Origin of the sequence: Bradyrhizobium sp. AZCC 1678 (assembly GCF_036924765.1) — a bacterium.
Taxonomy (GTDB): domain Bacteria; phylum Pseudomonadota; class Alphaproteobacteria; order Rhizobiales; family Xanthobacteraceae; genus Bradyrhizobium; species Bradyrhizobium algeriense.
In genome coordinates, this window is sequence record NZ_JAZHSE010000001.1 from 2,040,299 (window position 1) to 2,058,918 (window position 18,620).

Annotated in this window: 16 protein-coding genes; 8 read left to right on the forward strand and 8 right to left on the reverse strand. The window is 62.7% G+C overall.

Translation table 11 applies throughout. The features are described from left to right. Positions 1 to 5: 5 nt before the first annotated feature. From V1294_RS09700 to V1294_RS09725, 6 genes are all read left to right on the forward strand, one after another. The gene (locus V1294_RS09700) at positions 6 to 1,553 is read left to right on the forward strand and encodes an acetolactate synthase large subunit (RefSeq protein WP_334496641.1); all 1,548 of its coding nucleotides are present in this window, start codon (positions 6 to 8) and stop codon (positions 1,551 to 1,553) included. Positions 1,554 to 1,684: 131 nt separating this feature from the next. After that, the gene (locus V1294_RS09705; protein ID WP_334496643.1) at positions 1,685 to 2,200 is read left to right on the forward strand and encodes a hypothetical protein; all 516 of its coding nucleotides are present in this window, start codon (positions 1,685 to 1,687) and stop codon (positions 2,198 to 2,200) included. A 23-nt stretch (positions 2,201 to 2,223) separates the two neighbouring features. After that, positions 2,224 to 3,546 carry a M20/M25/M40 family metallo-hydrolase gene (locus tag V1294_RS09710; protein WP_334496645.1) on the forward strand — a complete coding sequence of 441 codons (1,323 nt, stop codon included), beginning with the start codon at positions 2,224 to 2,226 and terminating at the stop codon, positions 3,544 to 3,546. A gap of 146 nt (positions 3,547 to 3,692) precedes the next feature. Next, the gene (locus V1294_RS09715; protein ID WP_108522933.1) at positions 3,693 to 3,872 is read left to right on the forward strand and encodes a hypothetical protein; all 180 of its coding nucleotides are present in this window, start codon (positions 3,693 to 3,695) and stop codon (positions 3,870 to 3,872) included. A 102-nt stretch (positions 3,873 to 3,974) separates the two neighbouring features. Beyond that, positions 3,975 to 4,115: a hypothetical protein gene (locus V1294_RS09720; protein WP_334504999.1), complete on the forward strand. Its 141-nt coding sequence runs from the start codon at positions 3,975 to 3,977 to the stop codon at positions 4,113 to 4,115. Between the two features lie 195 nt (positions 4,116 to 4,310). After that, positions 4,311 to 4,490 carry a hypothetical protein gene (locus tag V1294_RS09725; RefSeq protein ID WP_334496647.1) on the forward strand — a complete coding sequence of 60 codons (180 nt, stop codon included), beginning with the start codon at positions 4,311 to 4,313 and terminating at the stop codon, positions 4,488 to 4,490. A gap of 737 nt (positions 4,491 to 5,227) precedes the next feature. Here the strand turns inward: V1294_RS09725 and V1294_RS09730 are convergent. From V1294_RS09730 to V1294_RS09765, 8 genes are all read right to left on the reverse strand, one after another. Further along, positions 5,228 to 6,496, reverse strand: a complete 1,269-nt coding sequence (locus V1294_RS09730; RefSeq protein ID WP_334496649.1) for an alkaline phosphatase family protein — start codon at positions 6,494 to 6,496, stop codon at positions 5,228 to 5,230. A gap of 25 nt (positions 6,497 to 6,521) precedes the next feature. Continuing rightward, positions 6,522 to 7,385 carry an ABC transporter permease gene (locus V1294_RS09735; protein WP_334496651.1) on the reverse strand — a complete coding sequence of 288 codons (864 nt, stop codon included), beginning with the start codon at positions 7,383 to 7,385 and terminating at the stop codon, positions 6,522 to 6,524. A 1-nt stretch (position 7,386) separates the two neighbouring features. Next, positions 7,387 to 8,322 carry an ABC transporter permease gene (locus V1294_RS09740; protein ID WP_334496653.1) on the reverse strand — a complete coding sequence of 312 codons (936 nt, stop codon included), beginning with the start codon at positions 8,320 to 8,322 and terminating at the stop codon, positions 7,387 to 7,389. After that, positions 8,322 to 9,323: an ABC transporter ATP-binding protein gene (locus tag V1294_RS09745; RefSeq protein ID WP_334496655.1), complete on the reverse strand. Its 1,002-nt coding sequence runs from the start codon at positions 9,321 to 9,323 to the stop codon at positions 8,322 to 8,324. The genes V1294_RS09740 and V1294_RS09745 overlap by 1 nt, the downstream gene beginning before the upstream one ends. After that, complete coding sequence (locus V1294_RS09750; RefSeq protein WP_334496658.1) at positions 9,320 to 10,309, reverse strand: ABC transporter ATP-binding protein; 990 nt, start codon at positions 10,307 to 10,309, stop codon at positions 9,320 to 9,322. Before V1294_RS09750 ends, V1294_RS09745 begins: the two co-directional genes overlap by 4 nt. 5 nt (positions 10,310 to 10,314) lie before the next feature. Next, on the reverse strand, positions 10,315 to 11,952 hold the full coding sequence (locus V1294_RS09755) for an ABC transporter substrate-binding protein (protein ID WP_334496661.1): 1,638 nt from the start codon (positions 11,950 to 11,952) through the stop codon (positions 10,315 to 10,317). An 84-nt stretch (positions 11,953 to 12,036) separates the two neighbouring features. Continuing rightward, on the reverse strand, positions 12,037 to 12,855 hold the full coding sequence (locus V1294_RS09760; protein WP_334489511.1) for a sugar phosphate isomerase/epimerase family protein: 819 nt from the start codon (positions 12,853 to 12,855) through the stop codon (positions 12,037 to 12,039). 418 nt (positions 12,856 to 13,273) lie between these two features. Then, a complete protein-coding gene (locus V1294_RS09765; RefSeq protein WP_334496663.1) occupies positions 13,274 to 13,876 on the reverse strand; it encodes a TetR/AcrR family transcriptional regulator in 603 nt (200 codons plus the stop codon). A gap of 200 nt (positions 13,877 to 14,076) precedes the next feature. Here V1294_RS09765 and V1294_RS09770 point away from each other — a divergent pair, with 200 nt between their 5' ends. Further along, entirely contained in the window at positions 14,077 to 15,324 is a 1,248-nt protein-coding gene (locus V1294_RS09770) for an efflux RND transporter periplasmic adaptor subunit (protein WP_334496665.1), read from the forward strand. A gap of 23 nt (positions 15,325 to 15,347) precedes the next feature. Beyond that, entirely contained in the window at positions 15,348 to 18,539 is a 3,192-nt protein-coding gene (locus tag V1294_RS09775; RefSeq protein ID WP_334496667.1) for an efflux RND transporter permease subunit, read from the forward strand. The last annotated feature ends 81 nt before the right edge of the window (positions 18,540 to 18,620 follow it).

Genomic DNA, 18,620 nt, shown 5'->3' on the forward strand with positions numbered 1-18,620 from the left:
AGACCATGAACGGTGCGGAAAGTCTGGTGCGGACATTGGTCGCGGGCGGCGTGGATGTCTGCTTTACCAATCCCGGCACCTCGGAAATGCATTTCGTCGCCGCACTGGACCGGGTCGAGGGGATGCGCTGCGTACTCGGCCTGTTCGAGGGCGTGGTGACGGGCGCCGCCGACGGCTATTACCGCATGAAGGGCACGCCGGCTTCGACCCTGCTGCATCTCGGGCCCGGCCTCGCCAACGGCCTGGCCAATCTGCACAACGCCAAGAAGGCCAACTCCGGCATCGTCAACATCGTTGGCCAGCACGCGACCTATCACATCGGCTATAACGCCCCGCTGACATCAGACATCGAAGGGCTGGCGCGGCCGATGTCGTCCTGGGTGCGGACCTCGCCGGATGCGAAATCCGTTTCCGCCGACGGCGCCGCCGCGATCGCCGCGGCCAAAAGCGCACCGGCGCAGATCGCTACCCTGATCCTGCCCGCCGATACCGCCTGGAACGAGGCCGACGGTATTGCGCCGATGCCCGCGGAAAGCCAGCGCGCCAATTATTCCGCGCAGGCCGTGGACCATGCCGCGAAGGTGCTGCGCAACGGCGGCGCGTCAACGCTGCTGCTGATGACCGGCAGCGCGCTCACCGAGCACGGGCTGGCGCTGGCCACCCAGATCGCGGGCAAGACCGGCTGCAAGGTGATGGGCCAGACCTACAATCCGCGCATGGCGCGCGGCAAGGGCCGGTTCGCGATCGACCGCATCCCTTACGTGATCGAGCAGGCGCTGCCGATCCTGAAGGACTTCAAGAACATCGTGCTGGTCGAGGCCAACGATCCCGTCGCGTTCTTCGCCTATCCGAACAAGCCGAGCATGCTCAAACCCCAGGGCTGCGAAGTGCATCGCATGACCTCGGGCGCCGAAAACTCCGTAGCTGCGCTGGAAGCGCTGGCGGGCGCGCTTCACGCGCAGCCAGCCGACCGGCAGCCGCAGAAGCTGGTTGAACTCGCCAAGCCGACCGGCGCGCTGACGCATGCCTCGATCGCGCAGGCAATCGCGATGGCGATCCCGGAAAACGCTATCGTGGTCGACGAATCCGTCACCACCGGCCGCGGCTTCTTTCCGCCGACGGCTGCCGCCGCCCCGCACGACTGGCTGCAGAACATGGGCGGTTCGATCGGCTTCTCGACCCCGGTCGCGACCGGTGCTGCGGTAGCGTGTCCCGACCGTAAAGTCATCTGCATGGTCGGCGACGGCAGCGCGATGTACACGCTGCAATCGCTGTGGACGCAGGCGCGCGAAGGCCTCAACGTCGTCACGATTGTATTTGCCAATCGGATCTACCAGATCTTGCGTGGTGAGTTCGACGGCGTCGGCGCCGGCGAACCAGGCCAGCGGGCGCTCGACATGCTCAGGATCGACCGCCCGACCATCGACTTTGTTTCGCTCGCCAAGGGCATGGGCGTGCCGGGCCGCGCGGTCGACAATGTCGACGATTTCGTCAAGGCGCTGGCGGATGCCGTTGCCGAACCGGGACCGCGGCTGATCGAAGTGCAGATGTAAGGGAATCATTGTTCGACGTTTGAGCTAGCCGGAAATTCCGCTAACAATGAGATCGTTATTGCGAGCCAACGGGTCGGCGCGAAGCGCCGCCCCGTTGGCTCGCAATGACGGCGGGACTTGTGGGAGGCGTCATGCAGACCGAACTGAACAAGGTCATCACCGCACTTCACGAGTTTTACGCGTGCGAAGCCTTTCTGCTCGAAAAGGAGGCCGGCGAGCGCGCGCTGACGCACCGGCTGGCGGTGCATTTCGAAAAGCAGTTTCCGGGCTGGGAGATCGACTGCGAATACGACCGGCTGGGAGATCGCACGCTGCGGCTGCCGCACGGAACGATCGTCTCGACCGACGATCACCTCGCCAAATCCATCTATCCCGACATCGTGGTGCACCAGCGCGCCATTCCCAACAATCTGCTCGCGGTCGAGGTGCGGAAATCGGCCAATCATCAGCCGCTCGAGCATGACCAGCACAAGCTGCGGGCGCTGACCGATCCGCATCTGTGGTTCGCCTACTGGATCGGCGTGCTGCTGACGCTCGGCAAGACGCAGGTCACAACGTCGGAAGTCTATACCAGCGGCGTCTTCGACCAGGCCTTGTCCATCTGGTTCGCAGGCCGGCTGAAGGATGCGGGCTTAAGCGCAGGATGAATCCTGCAAACGGAGATTTTTTGATGACACTCACTCGATCGATCCTGGCCATCGCCTTTGCCGCCGTCGCGCAGCATGCGCTGGTGCAGCAGGCTCTCGCTCAGCCGGCTTCCGCGCCCGACCTGGAAGCCATTCTCGCCCATCCCAAAATCGTCAAGACGCTCGACGACATCAAGGCCGACGACGAGCGGGCCTTTGCCGAGCAGAAGCGCATCACCGAAATTCCGGCGCCGCCGTTCAAGGAAAAAATCCGCGCCGAATATTATCAGAAGCGGATGCAGGAACTCGGCTTCAAGGATGCGTCGATCGACAGCGAAGGCAATGTGATCGCGCTGCGCAAGGGCAGCGGCGGCGGCCGGCCGAAGCTCGTGGTGTCGGCGCATCTCGACACGGTGTTTCCCGAAGGCACCGACGTCACCGTGAAGGAAAAGGACGGCGCGATTGTAGCGCCAGGCATCGGCGACGATTCGCGCGGGCTTGCCACGATGCTGTCGCTGATCAAGGTGATGAACGAAAACCAGATCGCGACCGTCGGCGACATCATGTTCGTCGGCACGGTCGGCGAGGAAGAACTCGGCAATCTGCGCGGCGTCAAGGCGCTGTTCCGCGATCACACTGACATTGACGGCTTCATCTCGATCGACGGGCTCGGCATCACCCGCGTCGTCAACCAGGCGACCGGCAGCCATCGTTACGAATTTATCTTCAAGGGACCCGGCGGGCACTCGTTCCAGGAGTTCGGATTGCCGAGCGCGACGCACGCGATGGGCCGGGCGATCGCGAAAATCTCGGAACTGCAGCCGCCATCCAATCCCAAGACCACCTTTACCGTCGGCACCGTGACCGGCGGCACCTCGGTCAACGCCATCGCCGCCGAGGCGCGGATGGCCGTCGACATGCGCTCGAACTCGACCGACGAACTGCTCAAGCTCGAGGCGCGGCTGCTCGATCTCGTCAAGGAGGCGGTGGCGGATGAAAACGCGCGCTGGAAATCGGACAAGATGACGGTGGAGGCCAAGCTGATCGGCGACCGGCCAGCGGGCATCGTGGCGATGGATTCGCCGATCGTGCTGGCGACCCAGCGCGCGGTCTCGGCCGTCACCCGCGGGCCGCGGCCGACTTTTGCCGGCTCCTCGACCGACTCCAACATCGCGATGTCGCTCGGCATCCCGGCCGTCACCATCGGCGGCGGCGGGGAGGGCGGCAACTGGCACTCGCGCAACGAATGGTACAAGCCGGTTAACGCCTGGTACGGCCCGCAGAACGCGCTTTTGACCGTCCTGATCCTGACCGGGCTGGATGGAGTGACAAAACCGGCGCTTGACGTTCGAAAAGCCGCCAAATAGGGGCCAAAGAGGGCCCCCAAAGCCGCTTTTGCACCCTTAACCCGGCGTTAACCATGCCCCCGATTGGACAAATTGTCGGCCAATTGCGGACAAAGCGGTAACCGAACATCGTTCCCCAGTAGTTCTACGTGCGTAGGGGGTGTGGCATGGCGTACAGAATCGTGGCGGAACGCAAGGACGAGACCGTCAGGATGGAACGAAGCAGCATGCTGGTGGCGGTTGCCAAAGCTCGGGTCTGGGCCAGCGAGGGGTGGAAAGTCACCATCATTGTCGGCGACGAAAACGAAATTGCGCCTTCCGACGCACGCCGGCTTTCCTTCGCCTGATCGCACAAGAGAGCGCAGTCTCTCCGACGGCCGCCAAAATAGAACGGAACCGGGAACCCGGACCGGCGTTATCCCTGCAGGCAGGCTTCGTGGAGCAATGCCATGCAGTGGCGGTCAGCAAGCACCGGCCCCGACGCGATGCGCGGCACCGGCGACGACGACATCTCCTACGCAACCGGATGGACCATCAGCGGGCTAGCGACGCTCGGCACCATCGTCGCAATCTGGGTGTTTGGGATCTGACTTAATTTTTTTCTGCGCGACCCGCTTGCCGCCGGTCACGACAAATTACTTTGCGAACAAGGTTCACCAGCTATTGGCGGTCTACTCACAAAGAAGCCGCGCTCGTTTCACAAGTTTGCGCTGAAATCGTCTTTTTACGCTCATATCGATCTGCGATCAGGCGCGATGGCGATTGCGCGCCTTCGAGATTTTCCCGTGAACAATATTGATCCAGAGATCTCAGAGCTACTTGAGCTGCTCAATGCTCGCGAGCAGTTTGACGAGTTAGCCCAGCTGTTTGAGCACTCGTTACGACCATGGGATCAATATTCGGAGGAAGAGCGAAAGTGGCTCATTGCCAAAGCGGCCTCAATGATGTCCCAGCGACCGTCCTGAAATCTATTCGGTGTCCGTACGCCTGCTTAGGGTGGCGGGATGGCTGCGCGTTACCACAGCGGCTAGCTCGCTCCTCGGCGGCGTGGAGCACTCTCTCACGCAGAAGCCTTGGCGACCGAGGAGGCCTTCACCTGGAATCGATCCACATCCCAAACTCATTTCCGGTCCTAAAGACAGCAGGACGTGTCGCAACGACGCCCGCAAGCATAGCAGCTCGCGGACTATAGATCGTGCCGAATCTCACCGCATGGCGCCGGTAACAGTTGCGATAGGGCCGCACGGTTCCTCGCGAGGTGCGGTCTCACGATCATGATGCGAGACGATCAGCCCGCCCCAGATTTGCTTGTGCAGCTTCTGCGGCAGGACGCAATGCGGGAGCGGCGGCATTCTGAACGCAGAAAATTCCTCACCACTGTCAATGGGTGAACGGAAGAGGAAAATTCAGGAGGGCCATTGATTTTATTAGAGCATGATCCGGAAAAGTGGCCCCTCCGGCCGCAACCAGTCCTCATCGTAGAACAGGGTATTACTGCGAGTAAATCGGACAACCAATCGAAATGATGCGTTGTGCTTCGAAACAACGAGCACCGAGATTTGGTCGCGGCTACATATCTGACACGATGCCGCTAGCGAAAGCTGGTTGATCTAGGTCGGGCTAACGTGCGTTTGCGTTGGCGCAATTTGGGGGGAGCGCGCGCTTAACGGTGGCGCGAGCGTGTGCACGATGTGTGCACCGGCTACGGCCACTTCTGCAGCGCAGTTCCGTCGAGCTCGTCAAGAGGAAGATCGAGATGGGCCAGTGCTGTCGGAGCAATGTCGATGATGCGGCTCGTTTTCGTGATCGACGCACCGGCCTCAAAGCCACGTCCTACCGCGATCAGCGTCGGCTGCGTTTCGTAAGCGCCCAGGCCGCCATGCATACCGCAATCTCGACGGATCGCGTCCTCCTGCTCGGAAAACCGCACCGCCATGGCGGTCAGGCCGGGAATGCCGTTGCGGTTTGAGCCCGAGCTCTTCGCCATATCGACGGCAAGCAGATCTTCGCCGGGGATCTGGCCCAGTTCGGCAAGGTCTTCGCCGATGATGATGCGGCCTGCCCAAGGCTGTCCGCTGAGCCAGGAGGCGACCTCGGCGCGGCGCGACAGTGAGCTGCCGCCAAAATGAATGAAGGCGGATGAGCCCTGCGGCGCGACGACAATTTCGGAACTTTCGAGCGAGGTCTTGAATCCGGCCTCGAACAGTCGGCGCTCTACCGGAATTGTTTCCGTCACGGATTCATGTCCGTGATCGGAACCTATCAAAAAGAGAACGTCGTGGCCGTTGTCCCGTAGCCGTTCGACGGCTCGGGCAACCGCGCCGACATGATCATCGACCGCACGCAGGGCGAGGAAATGCTCCGGCGAACCAAGTGGGAACGCGTGCATCGTCTTGTCGGGTTCGGATAACCACAAAGTTGCGGTCGAAGGCGGATTCGAAGCGAGAACGGCAACAAAGCGATCTGCCAGCAAGGCATCGCCGATGCTTCCGGGCGGCGCATCGATTGTCTCCTTGAGAGGCTGGCGTCCCGGAGCATAAGACAGCTCACGATGCAGCAAGGTTCCATGACCGTATGAATCATGGAAGTACGCCGCTCCGGGCGAGACGTTGGAGCACAGGACGGCGCCGTTGAGAGGTGCCACGCGTTCGGCCAATGATCGGCGCGCCAACAGGCGGCCGAAGTGATCGCGATAGGCATCGTAGAACTCTGGTTTGCCGGCGTCATGGACCTCATGACCGCCGGCCATGGGCAGGGCGACGGTGTTTCCGCGCAGGCCATGCGACCGAGGCCATGAGCCGGTGGCGATCGAGGCAGACGAGGCGCGGGTGGCCGATGGAAAAATTCCTCGGTGATTCGCAAACCACGTTCCCGCACGCTTGAGGCGCGCCATGTGCGGCGTCGTCTCGTCAGAGACAAAATCTGGCCTGTGGCCGTCGCAAATGACGGTGACGACGATGGGATGGGGCATGACGATATCCGAAATGGGAGCGGGGCTATTTCATGGTTGGATCAAGCTTGTCGCGCAGCCAGTCGCCGATGATCGAGACGGCGAGGGTGGTCAGGACGATGGTCGTGGCCGGGGCAAGCATGATCCACGGCGCGCGGCCAAGATATTCGCGGGCATAGCCGACCATGTTGCCGAGGCTGGTCATCGGAGGCTGCACGCCGAGGCCCAGAAACGACAGGCCGGACTCGAGCAGAATCACTTCGGGGAATACGAGCGTCATGGAGACGATCAGGGTCGAGGCGATGTTGGGGAGAATGTGCCGGAAATAGATCCTGGAAGGCGTCGCGCCGAGTTGCCGGATCGCTCCCGCATAGCCCTGCGCCGCAGCCGAGATGGCAAGGCCGCGCGCAATCCGCGCGTACCGCTCCCAACCATAGAGCCCCATGAGACACACGAGGAGCTGCAACGAACTGCCGAAGAAGGCCAGCACGGCCAGCGCCAGGATCAGGAACGGCATGCTGGCCTGAAAGTCAGCCAGCATGAGCACGATCTGTTCGATCAGGCCGCGGAAATGCGCTGCCAGGAAGCCGAGCAATGTGCCCAGCACGGCGGAAATCGTCGTCGCGCCGAAGGCGATCAGCAACGAAATCCGAATCGAGAATAGCAGGCGCGAGAGCACGTCGCGGCCGAGTTCGTCGGTTCCAAGCCAATGCGCCGCATTGCCGGGCATCGACAGCCGGTTCTTCAGGTCCATGCGGGTCAGGCTGTAGGGCGCGATCTGGTCCGCAAGCAGTGCGACGACAAGGATTGCGAGAATCCAGACAACCGCCACCACCACCGAAGTCGGGATTTTCGGCAGCGAGAGACGTCGACGGGCGGCGCGCTGCTGCGGAAGCGACAGGTCGGCCATCTCAATGCGCTCCCGCCGGTGTTCCGGTCCGCAGCCTCGGATCGAGGAATCCGTAGAGGAAGTCGACGACGAGGTTCGAGGCGACCATCGTCGCAGCTACCAGCAGCAGAACACATTGGACCACCGCGAGATCACGGTTGGCCACCGCGACCACCAGCAGCCTGCCAACGCCGGGCCAGGAAAATACGCTTTCGACGACGACGGCTCCGGCGATCAACGTCCCCACCATGAAGCCGACGATCGTCACGGTTGGGATCGCCGCATTTGGCAGCGCATGCCGGGTGACGACCGCGCGCCATGCGACGCCCTTGGCCGACGCGGTCCGCACGTAGGGCTGACCAAGCACTTCCAGCATCGCGCTGCGGGTAAATCGCGCCAGTACCGCAGCGCCGCCGATACCGAGCGTGATGATGGGCAGGATGGCATGTCGCCAGCTGTCCTGACCGCCAGAGGGTAACCAGCCAAGCTGTACGGCGAAGATGAGAACGAGCACGAGGCCGAGAACGAAGCTCGGGACGGTGAAGCCGGCGACAGCCGCCGCCATCACCGCGCGGTCGATGACGCTGCCGCGGTGAAGCGCGGCCAGGATGCCGGCGGGAATGCCGATGCCAAGCTTGAGGAGCAGCGCTGGGATTGTGAGAACCAGCGTCGCCGGAATCCGCTCCGCGACCAGCTGGATCGCCGGTCGTCCGTCCCGCATCGAGCGGCCGAGTTCGCCTCGCGCGATCGCGCCGAAATAGTCGAGATATTGTATCCAGATCGGGTCATCTAATCCCCAGGCCTTGCGGAAGGCGGCGATCACCTCCGGCGGCGCTTCCGGTCCCATGATGATCAGCGCCGGATCACCGGAGAGGCGCAGCACGACAAAGGCAAAGGTGACGACCAGCGCGATGGTGAGCATTGCGCGGGCAACACGGACGGCGAAAAATCGTAGCATCAGGCCGCGGCCTCCGAAGCGGCGGCCGGGACGGTCCCGGCATCGATCAGATGGCAGGCGACGCTGCGATCGGGCGTGATCTCGACGAGCGTCGGCGATTCTACGCGGCAGCGCGCGAAGGCGTGAGAACAGCGCGGGTGAAAGGCACAGCCTGCTGGCCGGGCGGCGGGATTTGGCGGATCGCCGGTCAGAACGATCCGCTCGGTGCTGCGCCGTCCTGGTGCCGGCGATGCGGAGACCAGCGCGCGCGTATAGGGGTGCTGCGGGGCGGCGAAGAGGTGGTCCGCATCGCCGAGCTCAACGATACGGCCAAGATACATCACCGCGACCCGCCGGCTGATCTGTCGCACGACGCGCAAATCGTGGCTGATGAACAGCATGGTGAGCCCGAGTTCCGCCTGCAGGTCGATCAGCAGGTTGATGACCTGAGCCTGGATCGATACATCGAGCGCGCTGACTGGTTCATCGCAGACCAGGAAGTCCGGCCGCGTTGCCAGCGCTCGGGCAATCACCGCCCGTTGCCGCTGCCCGCCGGAGAGCTCGTGCGGATAGCGCAGGCCTTGATCGTGCGAGAGGCCGACCGAACGGAGCAGTTCGTCGGTGTGCGCTGCGCGGGAGGCATCGTCGCCGATGGCGTGGATGTCGAACGGCTCGCGCACTTGTCTCGCGATCGTCCAGCGGCGATCGAGTGCCCCGAGCGGGTCCTGAAATATCATTTGCATGCGGGCACGCTGTGAACGCCATGCCGGAGAGCCGGTCGTCGGCATTGCCGCCTGGTCGAAGGCGACCGAGCCGCTGTCGGGCGCTTCGAGCCCGAGAACCATCCGTCCGGTGGTCGATTTACCGGAGCCGGACTCGCCGACGAGACCCAGCGTTTCGCCGCGCCGGATGTCGAGCGAGACGCCGTCGACCGCGCGCAGGTCGGTGACACGCCCGAACATGCCGGTTCGCATCCGATAGCTGCGGACGATGGCGTCGACCTTGACGAGAGGCGCCGTCATTCCGCCGCAGCCTCCAACGGAGGCGAATACAGCGGCGCACCGCTCTCCAGCACGCAGGCGAGCCGTCGCCGTTCGCCGATTGCGCGCAAAAGCGGCGGCTTGTTTTCGCAGAGCCGGTCGGACGAAGCGCAGCGCGGCGCGAATGCGCAGCCGGGCGGCATCGCCTTCGGATTCGGTACCATGCCGGATATCGCGGTCAGTCGGCGGCGCGGACCATCGATCGGCGGCAGCGCGCCCGTCAGGCCCCGCGTATACGGATGACGCGGATCGGCGAACAGTTCGTCCGCCGCGGCTTCCTCGACGATGCGGCCCGCATACATCACGGCGACCCGGTCGCAATTTTCGGCAACGACGCCGAGGTCGTGACTGATGAGCACGAGCGCCATGCCGGTTTCCCGCCGGACACGGCCGATCAGTTCGAGAATCTGGGACTGAATTGTCGCGTCGAGCGCCGTCGTCGGTTCGTCGGCGACCAGCAGGTCCGGATTTCCGGCGAGCGCCATGGCGATCATGATGCGCTGATTCTGGCCGCCCGAGAATTCGTGCGGGTAGGCGGAGAGACGTCGCTCCGGGTCGGGAATGCCGACAAGATCGAGCAGATGCCGGGCTTCGGACCGGATCGACGCGCCGGAGACGCCCCGATGCAGCGCGAGGCTTTCACCGATCTGTCTGCCAATGGACAGCACCGGATTGAGCGCGCTTGCCGGATCCTGAAAGATCATGGCGATCTGCCCGCCGCGAACCCGGTCGAGGTCGGCCGGCGCGGCGCCGAGGATGTCGGCGCCTTCCAGCCTGACGCGGCCGCCAATCGACGCGGCCTTTGGCAGAAGACCAAGGGCGGCGAGCCAGGTGACGGACTTGCCGGATCCGGACTCGCCGACCAGGCCAAGCGCTTCGCCGCGCTCGACCTGCAGATCGATCCCGTGCAACACCGTTACGCCATCGAAGGCGACCGTGAGGCTTTCGATCGAGACCAGCGGCGCCATCGGCTTCAGACCTCGAAATTGCCGGCGCGGAAATCCATCGCGAAGGCTGGCGCAGCCTTCCATTTGATTGACTTCGGCTTGGCGGTGAATACCGCGTTCTGATGCAGCACCGTGTAAGCGGGGTCTTCGCGCTCGCAGATTTCCAGCATGCGGCGGAAGGCCTTCCTGCGTGCGGGGCGATCGGTCGAGGTTTCCAGGAATTCCGAGAGCGTATTGACTTCGGCGTTGGCGTATTCGCCGATCTGCTGCTGCTGGCCGTTCGGTCCGTGCTGCGCGACGATGGAAGAAACCGGATCGTTGAACGGCGCGGAGTTGGACCAGTCACGCACCGCGCGTGTGTTGGAGCGCTCCATGATCTGGGTCCAGTTCTCCTTGGTCTCGATCTGGACGTTGAGTCCGACGGCCTTCCACATCTCAACGAGGATCTGCGCAGTCGCCACCTGGTTGGTGTAGTAGTTGTTGAGCAACCGGTATGGAATCGCGTCGCCCTTGTAGTTCGCCTGCTTCAGGAGACCCTGTGCCAGGGCCGGATCGTATTCCGGAACCGTCCAGTCGGCCTGGAACATGTCGGCGTAGTACTCCCATTGCAGGCCACGCGGCACACGCGTGCGTCCGGACCAAAGGCTGTCGACGATTGCCTGGCGGTCGATCGCGTGGGTGAAGGCGCGGCGCACCAGCGGATTGGCGAGCTGCGGATGATTCTTGTCGAACACGGTCAGGCGGTGGTTGAGGATCGTGCCGCCCTGAACCTCGAAGCCAGCATTCTTCTCGATGTCGACAATCTGGTCCGGCGGAATGTCGCAGGCGAACTGATAGTCGCCGGAAATGAGTCCGTTGACGCGGCTCGAGACTTCCGGAACCTCGACGAACCGGATGCGCTTCAGCGGCGGCCGGCCGCCCCAGTATTCGTCGTGGGCCTCCAGCGTCAGCGACACGTCGGGTTTGAACTCGACAACCTTGTAAGGACCTGCCGTGACCGGCTTGCGCGCCCAGTCGAGGTAGCTCGCGGCCGCTTCCCAGCCGCGCCGGCTCAGGATGTTGGAGCCGTAACGGGACAGGCGGCCTTCCAGCGTTACATCCGGCGTCGCATTGACGAAGCGCACCGTGTATTTATCCACGGCGTCGACGCGCAGGAGATCCGGCCAGATGCGGCGGGCCGCGGCAGAGACTTCAGGCGGCAGTTCTTTACCGGGCCGGGGCGTCGGGATCTGTTCGAACGCCTTGATCGTTGTTCGATTCTTGGCCTCGGTGCTGCCGAACATGCGCTCACGGCCGAAGCTGAACACGACGTCCTCGGCCGTCATCTCGTCGCCATTGTGAAACTTCACGCCTGGACGCAGCTTCAACTCGACGGTCTGGTCGTCGATGCGGCGCCATTCGGTGGCGAGGCCCGGAACTGTTTCCAGGCTGCCGCGCCAGTTCTTTCCGATCAGCGCTTCCCACAGCGAGGAGAAGAACACGCGTTCCCCGACGTTGGACTGTTCGCGCAGCACATCGAGGGTGTTCGAATTGGTGACCTTCTGCACCGCGATCGTGATCGTCGGCCGGCTGTCAGTCTGGCCAATCGCGAAGCGCGGCAGCAACAGCGTGCCGGCTGCGGCGGCGCCGAGGCCGACGATCGAACGGCGGGAGGGGCGTATCATGGACTTCTCCTTCTCAGACAAAGCGAGCGGATATTCCGCGCACGAGACCCGGGTGCAACGCGCCCGGGCCGCGCGGCCGTCGCGTCAGACCACCAGTCCCAACGCTTCGAGATGCGCCGCGCCTGCGCGGATGTTGGTCTGGTCCTTCACCTCAATGATCAGGCGCGGACGGGATGAAAGACGGCCCAGCGCGCGAAAGACCGCCGGCCAGCCGATGTTGCCTTCACCGGGAAGCCAGTGCCGATCCGCATAGCCATCGGTGTCCTGGAGATGGACATGGGCAAGTGCGTCGCCGGCGGCATCGACGTAGAAATCGGCAGGCGGAGCGCCGGTGGAGCCGTGGGCGTAGTTTGCGTGGCCGGTATCCAGCGAGACGCGCACGGCCGGACTTGCGAAACTATTCGCAAGCTGAACGCGGTCCATTGGATCCTTATCCTCGATGTTTTCAATGACGAGTTCGCAGCCGAAGCCTTCGGCGCGTTTCACAACATCCCCGAGCGTCGCGTGGACCCGCTCGATGACGCGCGTGCGGGCGCCCGGATTAATATCGAGATTGTTGTAATCCCAGGTCGAGTAGGGCGAATGGATGACCATCTGTGTTGCGCCGAGTGCCTCGCAAACCTCGAGCCCCTGAAGCAAACGCTTGGTGACGACCGCGCGGATCAGCGGATCCTGGCTGTCGATCTTGAAGCCCCAGAAAGGCCCGTGAATGCCGAGCCGGCCTTCATAGCCATCGAGAAGCTTGCGGATCAACTCAACGCGTGCGCGCCAGTCGCCGTCGAGCGTCTCCGCCTCGAAGAAATCCTGGATCTCGAGGTCGCGTTGTCGTTCGAGAATCCAATTGCGGTGCAAGGCGAGAGTCGTGCTGGTCAACGCGGCGCCAACTACCGGGAGATCGGACAAGGCGGGCATCGTAAACTCCACAAGCGGCGCAATCTGCTGTCAATATGACCGGCTATAAGCAAAGCATGACGTGCGCATGACTAAATGGAGTGCTTGGGCTCTATCGGAATTCTGCGTGCGGGAGTGTCTCTTCGCAGTCGGCACGCGCGCAACGTTGCCCCCGTGTGCCTTTCGCAACTGAGCCTTCCGAGAAGGCTGCCTTCCTCATTTGGAAACAACCGCCAAGCTATTGAAATTGCTAGATGGCGTTTAATCAGCGGGTTGCCCCGTCGCAGTCGAATTAATTGCGGCGGTTCGCAAAGTTAGCCCACAGGCGAGCCTGCGGTCTGCCATCGCCGAAGCGGCTTCCGCCAACCCCAACGATAAGCGCTCGCCATCGGTGCTGTTACGTCGATAGCGCCCCGCAATCGGCCTTCCTTCAGGAGTTGGTCGACTGCTGTTCAATCGCGTTGATGGACACGGTCGCCACTTGTCGCAACGCCTCGCGATCGACGCCTGATGATGCCATCACGCCCATGCCTACGGATACTGCGGAAAGATAGCGCGCCAAGGCTACTGGATCGGCGGTTTCCTTGAGGTCACCCTCGCGCTTCGCTCGGATGAAACGCTCGCGTACCTGATCCTCGGTCAATGCGCGGCGCGCGGCGAGTTCGAAGGGGACATTCTCCGAGCCCGTCCCGCAAGCAAGACCTCCTTGCACCAGCAGACAACCGGGTGGGTTGGCAGGATCAGTTTGGGTGTCCGCGATGCCCATCAGCATCCTTTCCGCGACGTCGCGAGCGGACGGCGCCGCCAAGACCTCGTCCATCCAAGCAGCGCGTTTGGCCGAGTATCGGTCGAGGGCAGCTTTCAGCAACCCCTCCTTGTTGCCGAATGCGGCATAGAGACTTGGAGGATTGATGCCCATGGCATCGGTGAGTTGCGCGATGGTCGCGCCTTCGTAGCCGTGCCGCCAAAACACTTCCATCGCTTGATCCAACGCAGATCCGGCGTCGAACTCGCGGGGACGTCCCATGGCCATTTCGTTACTCCCTCGAACCGGACGTCTGTCTGAATCGGCGTCCTGTGGCTCTATCTATTTGTTTTTATTTGATTTATTTAAGATTTTCCACACTTCTCGAATTTAGGCTACAGTTTTCGTAGTGTCTGATACATAAGTATCTTGCGAAACCGCGTCCAGCTCCACATCTGTAGCGAACACTACAATTATGGAGCGCGCAAATGCCCCCCTTTTCCGACATCCGCCGTCCAGGTCGATTCCGAAGCATCGTCTTCGGCGTTGTGATCCTGGGCGCCGCTGTTGCTGCCGGCTCGACGCTGACCGGTCGCTACTTTCAAAATCCCGCCCAGGCGACCCAAAACGTTGCCGCGGCTGAACCCGCGGTTGCGGTCACGGTGGCAGTGGTCGAGCCGCGCCAGACCAGCCTGTGGGACGATTTCTCCGGGCGCCTGGAAGCTGTCAACCGGGTCGAGCTCCGCCCACGGGTTGCAGGTGCGATCCAATCGACCAATTTCACCGAGGGGGAACTGGTGAAGGCGGGCGATTTGCTGTTCAAGATCGATCCCGCGCCTTACGCGGCGGAGGTCGACAAGGCTCAGGCCCAGCTTGAAGCCGCCAAGGCGCGTGTGGTCTTCACCGCTGGCGAGCTCGAACGCGCCGCGCAGCTTGTCGGCAATAACGTCGTGACCCGGCGGGACTACGATCAGCGCGACAACGCAAATCGCGAAGCCATCGCCAATGTGAAGGCGGCCGAAGCGACGCTGCAAACCGCCAAGCTCAATTTTGGCTACACCGATGTGCGCGCGCCCGTCGACGGACGGGTCGGCAAGATCGAGGTGACGGTCGGCAATCTCGTTGCGGCCGGGACCTCATCGCCGGTGTTGACATCGCTGGTTTCGGTCAATCCGATCTACGCCAGTTTCGATGCCGACGAAGACGTCGTGTTGCGCGCTATCGGTTCAATCGCTGATGCCGGCGGCAAGCGCGGCAAACTCGATCAAATTCCGGTAGAGATGTCGACGTCTTCGGGCGCCACCCTCAAGGGGCGCATCCAGCTGATCGACAACCAGGTCAACGGCCAGAGCGGCACCATCCGCGTTCGCGCCACCTTCGACAATGACGATGGCCGGCTGATCCCGGGCCAGTTCGCGCGGGTGCGGATGGGCCAGCCGAAGCAGCAGACGCTTGTCATGGTCGACGAGCGCGCGATCGGCACCGATCAGGACAAGAAATTCGTGATGGTCATAAGCTCGGACAATCGTGCGCTCTATCGCCCGATCACGCTCGGCGGCAGCGTCGAAGGGCTTCGCGTCGTCACCTCAGGCCTGAAATCGGGAGATCGCGTCGTGGTCAATGGCCTGCAACGGCTGCGTCCTGGCGCGCTCGTGAAAACGGAAGTGGCCGAGATGGGCGTGCGTGGTTCGCAGCGCGCCTCCACGGACGATAACCAACACGTCGCGCAGCGCTAAACGCTTGCGCAGGGGCACAATTCATGAATTTCTCCAAATTCTTCATCGACCGGCCGATCTTCGCGGGCGTCTTGTCGGTATTGATTTTTCTTGCCGGCCTGATTTCGCTGATGGCGATGCCGATCTCGGAATATCCCGACGTCGTGCCGCCCTCGGTGGTGGTGCGCGCGACCTATCCCGGCGCCAATCCAAAAGTTATCGCCGAGACGGTTGCGACACCGATCGAGGAGCAGATCAACGGTGTCGAGGGCATGCTCTATATGGCAAGCCAGGCGACGACCGACGGCGCGATGACGCTGACGGTGACCTTCCGGCTCGGCACCGACCCGGACAAGGCCCAGCAACTGGTGCAAAACCGCGTGCAGCAGGCTGAGCCGCGGCTACCGGCCGTGGTCCGGCAGCTCGGCATCATCACCAAGAAGAGCTCGCCCGACCTGACTATGGTCGTGCATCTGCTGTCGCCGAACAACCGTTACGACATGACGTATTTGCGGAACTACGCCGTGCTCAACGTCAAGGACCGGCTGGCGCGCATCGATGGCGTCGGCGACGTCCAGCTTTACGGCGCCGGCGATTATTCGATGCGGGTCTGGGTCGACCCGCAAAAAGCTTCCGAGCACGGCCTGACTGCCAACGACATCGTCAAGGCGATCCAGGCGCAGAACGTCGAGGCGGCGGCCGGCGTGGTCGGCGGCTCGCCCAGCGTCAAGGGCCTTGATCTCCAGCTTTCTGTCAATGCCGAAGGCCGCCTCAACACCGAAGAGCAGTTCGGCGACATCGTCGTCAAAACGGGGGGGCGCGGCGAGGTGACGCGGTTGCGCGAAGTCGCGCGCATCGAACTCGGCGCATCGGAATATGGCCTGCGCTCGCTGCTTGACAACAAGCAGGCGGTGGCGATCCCAATCTTCCAGGCGCCGGGATCCAACGCGCTTCAGATATCGGACAACGTCCGCGCGACAATGGCCGAGATCAAGAAGAACATGCCGGAAGGCGTCGAATACCAGATCGTCTACGACCCGACCCAGTTCGTGCGCTCGTCGATCGAAGCGGTGATTCACACGCTGCTCGAGGCGGTCGCGCTGGTCGTGCTTGTCGTGATCCTGTTCCTGCAAACCTGGCGGGCGTCGATCATCCCGCTATTGGCGGTGCCGGTGTCGATCGTCGGCACGTTTGCGGTCATGCACGTGTTCGGCTTCTCGATCAATGCGCTCAGTCTGTTCGGCCTGGTGCTCGCGATCGGCATCGTGGTCGACGATGCCATCGTCGTGGTCGAGAACGTTGAGCGCAACATCGAAGGCGGCCTGTCGCCGCGGGACGCGACGTATCAGGCCATGAAAGAAGTGTCGGGGCCGATCATCGCAATCGCAATGGTCTTGATCGCGGTATTCGTGCCGCTGGCCTTTATCAGTGGTCTGACTGGACAGTTCTACAAGCAATTCGCGCTGACGATTGCGATCTCGACCGTGATCTCGGCGGTCAATTCGCTGACCTTGTCTCCGGCGCTTGCGGCGCTGCTCTTGAAGGGGCACAACGATCCCAAAGACAAGCTCACCCTCGTCCTCGACAAGGCGCTCGGCTGGTTCTTCCGCGGCTTCAACAAGGTCTTCACGCGTTCGTCCGACAGCTACAGTCGCAGCGTGACAAAGGTGATCTTCGGCAAGTCCGTTGTCATCGGTGTCTATATTCTGCTGGTCGGCGCCACCGCTGTGCTGTTCAAACAGGTGCCGAGCGGCTTCGTACCCGGGCAGGACAAGCAATATCTGGTCGGCTTTGCGCGGCTGCCGGACGGCGCGACGCTGGACCGGACCGAGGAAGTGATCCGCAAGATGAGCGACATCGCGCTGACCCAGCCCGGCGTGCAAAGCTCGGTGGCGTTTCCGGGACTGTCGATCTCCGGCTTCACCAACTCCTCCAATGCGGGCATCGTATTCTCGACGCTGAAGCCGTTCGAGGAGCGCAAGGATCCCTCGCTCAGCGGTAATGCGATTGCTGCCGAGCTTAATAAGAAATACGCGGGAATTCAGGAGGCGTTCATCGCCATATTCCCACCGCCGCCGGTCAACGGTCTTGGCACCATCGGTGGCTTCAAGCTCCAGATCGAGGATCGCGCGGGGCTCGGCTATGAGGCACTCAATGAGACGACCAAGGCCTTCATGGCGGCGCTCTCCAAAGCGCCCGAGATTGCCGGAGCGTTCTCAAGCTTCCAGGTCAACGTGCCGCAACTGTTCGCCGACGTTGACCGCACCAAGGCGCTGCAGCTCGGCGTTCCCGTGACGGAAGTATTCAACACCCTGCAGATCTATCTGGGCTCGTTCTACGTCAACGACTTCAACAAGTTCGGCCGGACCTATTCGGTCTATGTCCAGGCCGACGCGCCGTTCCGCGCGCGGGCGGACGACATCCGCCAATTGAAGGTTCGCTCCGCATCCGGCGACATGGTGCCATTATCGGCGCTCCTGAAGATTCGCCAAAGCGCAGGTCCTGAACGCGCCATCCGCTACAACGGCTTCCTGTCGTCGGACGTCAACGCTGCCGCGGCGCCTGGTTTTTCGTCCGGACAGGCCCAGGAAGCGGCCACGCGCATTGCGGCCGAAACGCTACCGCCCGGATTCGCCTTCGAATGGACCGACCTGACCTACCAGGAGTTCATCGCGGGCAATTCCGGCCTGTGGGTATTTCCGCTGGCGATCCTGCTGGTGTTCCTGGTGCTGGCCGCGCTCTATGAAAGCCTCACGCTGCCGCTGTCGATCCTCATGATCGTGCCGATGGGTTTGCTGGCCGCGATGTTCGGCGTCTGGCTGTCCAAGGGCGACAATAACGTGTTTACCCAGATCGGCCTGATCGTGCTGGTAGGCCTGTCGGCCAAGAACGCGATTCTGATTGTCGAATTCGCGCGCGAGCTCGAATTTGCCGGCCGTTCGCCGATCCGCGCCGCAATCGAGGCCAGCCGCCTGCGGCTGCGTCCGATCCTGATGACTTCGATGGCGTTCATCATGGGCGTGCTGCCGCTGGTGCTGTCTACCGGTGCGGGCTCGGAGATGCGACGTGCCATGGGCGTCGCTGTGTTCTCGGGCATGATCGGCGTCACTATCTTCGGCCTGTTCTTGACGCCGGTGTTCTACGTGCTGCTGCGTACCCTTACGGGCATGAAGCCACTGACTCATCACGGCGCCGAAGCAAGCGGTGCACACGCCGAGGGATTGGGGCACGGGTAGCCCAGCGCCTCCTCGTTGGGCGAGCCGTGGTCATAGAGGAGGGAAGGGATCAAGAGGAGCCGAAGCTCACCGTGCCTTTGT

Excerpts from the sequence above, each read along its gene's own strand:
- V1294_RS09700 (WP_334496641.1), top strand. The coding sequence starts at position 6 with ATGAACGGTGCGGAAAGTCTGGTGCGGACATTGGTCGCGGGCGGCGTG.
- V1294_RS09705 (WP_334496643.1), top strand. The coding sequence starts at position 1,685 with ATGCAGACCGAACTGAACAAGGTCATCACCGCACTTCACGAGTTTTAC.
- V1294_RS09710 (WP_334496645.1), top strand. The coding sequence starts at position 2,224 with ATGACACTCACTCGATCGATCCTGGCCATCGCCTTTGCCGCCGTCGCG.
- V1294_RS09715 (WP_108522933.1), top strand. The coding sequence starts at position 3,693 with ATGGCGTACAGAATCGTGGCGGAACGCAAGGACGAGACCGTCAGGATG.
- V1294_RS09720 (WP_334504999.1), top strand. The coding sequence starts at position 3,975 with ATGCAGTGGCGGTCAGCAAGCACCGGCCCCGACGCGATGCGCGGCACC.
- V1294_RS09730 (WP_334496649.1), bottom strand. The coding sequence starts at position 6,496 with ATGCCCCATCCCATCGTCGTCACCGTCATTTGCGACGGCCACAGGCCA.
- V1294_RS09735 (WP_334496651.1), bottom strand. The coding sequence starts at position 7,385 with ATGGCCGACCTGTCGCTTCCGCAGCAGCGCGCCGCCCGTCGACGTCTC.
- V1294_RS09740 (WP_334496653.1), bottom strand. The coding sequence starts at position 8,322 with ATGCTACGATTTTTCGCCGTCCGTGTTGCCCGCGCAATGCTCACCATC.
- V1294_RS09745 (WP_334496655.1), bottom strand. The coding sequence starts at position 9,323 with ATGACGGCGCCTCTCGTCAAGGTCGACGCCATCGTCCGCAGCTATCGG.
- V1294_RS09750 (WP_334496658.1), bottom strand. The coding sequence starts at position 10,309 with ATGGCGCCGCTGGTCTCGATCGAAAGCCTCACGGTCGCCTTCGATGGC.
- V1294_RS09755 (WP_334496661.1), bottom strand. The coding sequence starts at position 11,952 with ATGATACGCCCCTCCCGCCGTTCGATCGTCGGCCTCGGCGCCGCCGCA.
- V1294_RS09765 (WP_334496663.1), bottom strand. The coding sequence starts at position 13,876 with ATGGCCATGGGACGTCCCCGCGAGTTCGACGCCGGATCTGCGTTGGAT.
- V1294_RS09770 (WP_334496665.1), top strand. The coding sequence starts at position 14,077 with ATGCCCCCCTTTTCCGACATCCGCCGTCCAGGTCGATTCCGAAGCATC.
- V1294_RS09775 (WP_334496667.1), top strand. The coding sequence starts at position 15,348 with ATGAATTTCTCCAAATTCTTCATCGACCGGCCGATCTTCGCGGGCGTC.